This window comes from Cyanobium sp. BA20m-14, assembly GCF_024346295.1.
In genome coordinates, this window is record NZ_JAGQCR010000226.1 from 1 (window position 1) to 5118 (window position 5118).

Below are 5118 nucleotides of genomic sequence, written 5' to 3' on the forward strand. Positions count from 1 at the left end.
GTATTGGGAAACAAGACTCCGGTCTACTCAGAGCGTGGTGCATATTGGATATCTTTCTACAATCCAAAATCTAATCGCCCTATTCATATCAGTTGGGATTCGAACCTGGATGACTTTTTAAAGCTTTTGAGGTCAATTCAGCCAGACTAAAAAACCGGTTCCGCTTCTCCAAGCAGTGCCCGCCATATCGAGCAACATCAGCCGCACACCCAGGATCTGCCCCGCCCGTTGGCACAACTGGATGGCATCGACCAGCAGGATGCGCCCCAGCCCCTTGCCCTGCTGTCTCCCGTCGACAGCAAGGTGGCTCAGAAAAACGCCTGGGATCAGATTTGAGCGCGGTGCCCCCGGGGCAGCATCGAAAGGAACGTCGGCCAAGCCGATGGCATGGGCATTGATGGCGTAGAAGCCCAGACAGGCCCGAGGTTCGCCGGTCTGGGTGGTGTCAGTGGCGACGTAGAGCCGGGTGTCGCCATCACGCTGCTGGCGCTTGGCGGTGCGGCGCAGAAAGTTGTCCTGGCTGTCGCTGCCGCAGCGGAAGGCCTTGGTGTCGTTGAAGCCAGGGTCAAAGGGCTTCGATCCGAACCGTCACCGGATCAGGAGCGCACAACCTGGTCCTGGTGCAGCTGCCAAGCCTCCAGCAGGGCGGGCGTTGGCGTGGTCTCTTCGTCGAGGGTGGCGAGCAGGGCCTGGTGATTGCCCTGGCTGAGCAGGGTCTGCTGCCTCCCACTGAGCAGCTCCTGGGCTCGTGCATACGCCAACATCACCACGAAGGCGTAGGCCTCGATGCCCATCAAGTCTGCTGCCGCCTCAATGCTGGCCTTCACCGAGGGCTTGGTGCGCTGATCCATCCGAGCCGAGCGGGGCTCGTCGATCGCTTCGATTGCCGCATGGAGCGTCGTCCTTGCAGATGCTGCAGATATTGCGATTATTTCGATTACGATTCATTTGGCCTTCCCCTCCTCCTGTCCATGGCCGTCGCTCTCCCCAGCTCCATTGAGCCCGTGATCCCTACGGCTGAGGCGGCTGAGGCCGCAGGGGCGAGCTTGCGCGATCTCGCCGGCTTCCGTGCCAGCCATAGCCTGCGTCAAGCCAGCCTCTCCCTAGACCTGGAAGATGGCCAGCGCGCATCCGTTCCCATCCCAGGCGCGGTGTTGGAGTTGCTGCAGGGAATCCTGGTGCAGATGGCCCAGGGCAATGCTGTGACGCTAGTGCCGGTGCACGCCGAACTCACGACCCAGCAGGCCGCTGATCTGCTGAATGTGTCGCGGCCCTTTCTGATCGAGCGGTTGGAGCAAGGGGAGATCCCCTTCCGTAAGGTCGGCACCCATCGGCGCATCCGCTTGGCCGACCTGATGGCCTACAAGCACGCCATCGATCAGCAGCGTGCCGCAGCCCTCGATGAGCTGGCTGCCCAGGCCCAGGAGCTGGGCATGGGCTACTGAGGTGAATCGCTTCACCGTCGTCTACGACGCTTGCGTTCTCTATCCCGCTCCACTCCGCGATCTGTTGATGCGCCTGGCGCTCACCGATCTCTAACGGGCTCGCTGGAGCAACCAGATTCACGACGAGTGGATCAACGCTGTGCTGCGGAACCGGTCTGATCTCTCCAGAGCGCAGTTGGAGCGAACCCGCGCGCTTATGAATGCTCACGTGCGTGATGCGCTTGTCGATGGTTATCAGCCCCTTATTCCAGCTCTGGAATTACCAGATCCGGATGACCGCCATGTTCTGGCTGCCGCCATCCAGTGCGGTGCCGATCTGATCCTCACCTTCAACCTGGGCGATTTCCCAGAGCACGCCCTGGCGAGTTATGGGCTTGGCGCCTGCCATCCCGATCCGTTTCTGCTGGATCAGTTGAACCTGGATGCCGAACGGGTCTGCATGGCGATGCGGCAGCACCGAGCGAGCCTCAAGAACCCACCAAAAACAGTCGAGGAGTACCTGGTAACCCTGGAGGAACAAGGGTTGAGCAGGTTCTCGCAGGCCGTGCGGCATTACGGCGCTGAGCTCTGAGCGCGTAGGCCATGGGCCAGCCGCTGCTCTGCCTTTGCGAAAGCGTCGTCCACCACGTCATCCCCGCACCAGCGGCTGTAGGCCGCCAGATGGGTTTCCACTGAGTGGCCCATGGCTGCTGCGACCACCTTGGGAGGCAGCTCGCAAGTGATGTGAGCGCGGTGGGCATAACCGTGGCGGCAAGAGTAGAGCACCAGTTTCTCGCCCTTCTCTTCATACTCTCGCCGTAGTTGCTGCCAGAGAGGACGCCGCCGCATATAGGTGCCAAGGTCCTCAGCGCCATGACCTGGTCGCATCGGCGGCATGCGGTCAGCTCGAAATGCTTTCTCGAGCTGCCAGGGCTTGGCCCATTCGTCACATGGCAGCAGTCGCAAAACCCTTGATCGGGTGCGACCTCGACTGGAAACCTTCTGGTAGGTGGTCCAGAGCTGCCCTTTCTGGATCTCCAGGTGTTGCAATTCTTCCGGCCGCAGACCGTAGGCAGCCATTAACTGAAACGCCAATCGCCAGCGTGGATCAGGTATGGCCTCTGCCAAATCCAGCACATGGCTGGCCTCAATGGGTGTTGTAATCCCCCGTTCTTCTCGCTTGCGGCCCACATAGATAGAGAGATCAAGCGGCGGTGCCCAGGATGAAGGTAAGCGTTCTGAATCGACGCCCCAACGTAAAAGTGCTGCCGTGAATTGAACCTGTAACTGACGGCCACGCGATCCGGGCCTGTCCTTCCAGGACTCAATCACGCCCTCCAATAATTGTTTAGGTGAAATGGGTCGACGCTTTCCGCCAACGGCCTCGAGGATCACACCCATTCGCCGCAAATAGAGCTGATCCCAGGTGCTCTGCTTGATTGCCCCACTGCTGAGTTTGTGATCTTTGAATCCATGAATTAATTGAGGCCAGTTGATTGCTTCGCTAACCGTCATTCCGACATGGCTCGATTCCTCCGTAGGAATTCGTGCGTGAGTCTCGATGGCTAGATCAAGGGGTACGCCATCGCTGTAATCGGCATGAATAGCAAGAATGGCTGCATGAATTGCCTGCCGCTCAGAAGCGGCCCAATCAAATAGCAAAACTCGCTGCTGGCGTGCACCACCTGCGGCAGAAGCTGAGACGTTCAGCAGAACCCGCCCACGCATCTCAGAAACAGTCCAGCCACTGCGAGGTCCCAGATCCGAGGTGAGCGACAAGCGCAGCGCTGCTACCCAGCCACGGTCTTTGGCTGCCCGTGCTGGGCGAGAGGCAGTGGTGGCTTTTGGCACGGCTCTAGGAAATCAGGCACGCACGACACCCCTTGCAAGAGAATCTGCAAGAGAATCACCTTTTAAGCTTGGCACGCTCCGCCACTGCCCGCCATCGGCTGGCAGGGCAAAAGCCTGTGACAACAACGGTTTTGAGGCAGTAAATCCAGTTATTGCAACTGGTCTGAAGAACCCCATGTCACGAGCTTTGGGAGCACTAGGTCGCAGGTTCGAATCCTGTCGCCCCGATTGACTTTTCACCGATTGGTCTCCCAGGGCGCGCCCAAAACGCGCCCAAATGGGTCCCTCCGCAGTGCCGTACGCACTGCTGATGCCGCCTACCGGGCGGGCCAGGCGTACCTCAGCGACGTTGAATTTGACGGGCTGGTGGCAGAGCTGCAGCAGCTCGACCCCTCTGCACCAGAGCTGCTTACTCCCGGCGGGGGCAGCAAGCTGTTGAGCCTCGACAAACAGGAATTGAGCGACTGGCTGGCGGTTCTTGGTGCGGCCGCTGTTGGCCGCTTCTCGGTGACCCCCAAGCTCGACGGGTGCGCCATAGCGCTGGAGTAGCGCCAGGGCCTCCTCACGGCCGCGTGGACACGCAGCGGCGCTGATGCCATGCACCTGCTGCCCCTGGTTGACACCGTGCCGCCCAGGCTCGGCGCACCGATAAGTGTGCAGATCCGTGGTGAGCTCTACGGCCTCGATGGTCGCCAGAGCACACCCGCTGCCGCCCTGCGCCGCAAGGTGCCCAGCGGTGATGGCCTGGCCTTCCTGGCGTTTGAGGTTATGCAGAGTGCGGCCAATCACGCCACCCAGCTGTTGGCGCTGGAGCGCTGGGGTCTGCCCATCCCCCCATACCTGCTTTGTGGCGCCCCACAGCTGGCCCACCACCACCGCTTATGGCTGCAGGGCCAGCTTTGGAGCGAGTTGCCCACCGATGGGCTGGTAGTGCAGCTGGATGACGGCAAGCAGCGCAGAAAGCTGGGTGTCAGTAGCGTTGCGCCCCACTACGCCCTGGCCCTGAAGCGCTGAGTTGCCCGCCTTTTTTAGGGCTAGGGCCCCAACCGGCCAAGGGGCTTGACGCCGGACAGAGGGCTGCGGGTCAGCCTCAAATTGGGTGTTCACGAAAAAGCCCTTCCAGTCGCCAGATCCCCTCTGGCGCATGGGTTTAACCCCGTTCACGTAATCGGCATGGGTGAGACTGGTGGCGTCTTGCCCGCAGTCTCAAATTAGCCGAGGCCGAGATTGCCCTTATAGGCACAAGATCCGTTGCAGCATCTGGGTTTTGCCCCGATGCCGTCTCGACGTTGGGTGAGACAGCTAGCGCCCCGAGCGCAGTCTCTAACCTGCTGCGGACGTGAATGCGCTTCCATGCCCCAGATCCTTTGTGGCACAAGTGTTTTACCCCGCGGACGTGAAAGGCTGAGTTGAGATGACTGAGTGCCCCGACCGCTCCAGGTAGGAGGCCCAGGATGTGGTGGCGAGCAATCTCTTTGGTACCTGCCACCGGAGTTTTTGGTTTCCCGGCCGCGACCCCCTCCGGCAATGCCAGCTGCTCTGCCTGATGGCTCAGCTGGCTCCTCTGCGAGCCCCCCCCATCCTCCTTCTGAAGCAGTTGGCAACATGCTTAGGGGAGAACTTCGAGTTCGACCGGTCACAGTTCAAAATCCAGCCAGACGGAACCTTCCGCCTCTCGATCCGCGCCATGGCGGACATGGCGGGGGTGGACCAAAGCGGGTTGACACGCAGTCTCAATTCAGCCGAGGACGAGAATGCCCTTCCATGCGCCAAATTGCTTGTGGCACAAGGGTTTAGACCCGAGGACGTAAATCGCTGGGGTGAGACTGGTGGGATTCCTGAG

8 protein-coding genes are annotated in these 5118 nt (G+C 60.6%); 5 read left to right on the top strand and 3 right to left on the bottom strand.

Annotated features, from left to right (window positions below):
• Nucleotides 1-132 precede the first annotated feature (132 nt).
• Both KBZ07_RS16015 and KBZ07_RS16020 read right to left on the bottom strand, forming a co-directional pair.
• Nucleotides 133-378, bottom strand: coding sequence for a GNAT family N-acetyltransferase (locus tag KBZ07_RS16015; protein WP_254932541.1), 246 nt, complete (start codon nt 376-378; stop codon nt 133-135).
• Between the two features lie 218 nt (nt 379-596).
• Nucleotides 597-851, bottom strand: a complete 255-nt coding sequence (locus KBZ07_RS16020; RefSeq protein WP_254932542.1) for a DUF1778 domain-containing protein — start codon at nt 849-851, stop codon at nt 597-599.
• 120 nt (nt 852-971) lie between these two features.
• On the opposite strand from KBZ07_RS16020, the gene KBZ07_RS16025 reads away from it, so the two are divergent.
• Together KBZ07_RS16025 and KBZ07_RS16030 are read left to right on the top strand one after the other, a co-directional pair.
• Nucleotides 972-1445: a helix-turn-helix domain-containing protein gene (locus KBZ07_RS16025; protein WP_254932543.1), complete on the top strand. Its 474-nt coding sequence runs from the start codon at nt 972-974 to the stop codon at nt 1443-1445.
• 115 nt (nt 1446-1560) lie between these two features.
• Nucleotides 1561-2016 (top strand): PIN domain-containing protein, encoded by a 456-nt coding sequence (locus KBZ07_RS16030; RefSeq protein ID WP_254932548.1) that lies wholly within the window; start codon nt 1561-1563, stop codon nt 2014-2016.
• Here KBZ07_RS16030 and KBZ07_RS16035 read toward each other — a convergent pair.
• Nucleotides 1998-3203 (bottom strand): hypothetical protein, encoded by a 1206-nt coding sequence (locus KBZ07_RS16035; protein ID WP_254932544.1) that lies wholly within the window; start codon nt 3201-3203, stop codon nt 1998-2000. The two genes, KBZ07_RS16030 and KBZ07_RS16035, sit on opposite strands and share 19 nt — an antisense overlap.
• A 300-nt stretch (nt 3204-3503) precedes the next feature.
• On the opposite strand from KBZ07_RS16035, the gene KBZ07_RS16040 reads away from it, so the two are divergent.
• From KBZ07_RS16040 to KBZ07_RS16050, 3 genes are all read left to right on the top strand, one after another.
• Entirely contained in the window at nt 3504-3824 is a 321-nt protein-coding gene (locus KBZ07_RS16040; RefSeq protein WP_254932545.1) for a hypothetical protein, read from the top strand.
• Between the two features lie 48 nt (nt 3825-3872).
• Complete coding sequence (locus KBZ07_RS16045) at nt 3873-4289, top strand: hypothetical protein (RefSeq protein ID WP_254932546.1); 417 nt, start codon at nt 3873-3875, stop codon at nt 4287-4289.
• A 532-nt stretch (nt 4290-4821) separates the two neighbouring features.
• Nucleotides 4822-5118: hypothetical protein (locus KBZ07_RS16050; RefSeq protein WP_254932547.1), on the top strand; the 297-nt coding region annotated here is incomplete at its 3' end.

What these genes read in the sequence shown, in the direction of transcription:
- KBZ07_RS16045 (WP_254932546.1), top strand. Translation starts at nt 3,873, where the DNA reads ATGCACCTGCTGCCCCTGGTTGACACCGTGCCGCCCAGGCTCGGCGCA.
- KBZ07_RS16020 (WP_254932542.1), bottom strand. Translation starts at nt 851, where the DNA reads ATGGATCAGCGCACCAAGCCCTCGGTGAAGGCCAGCATTGAGGCGGCA.
- KBZ07_RS16025 (WP_254932543.1), top strand. Translation starts at nt 972, where the DNA reads ATGGCCGTCGCTCTCCCCAGCTCCATTGAGCCCGTGATCCCTACGGCT.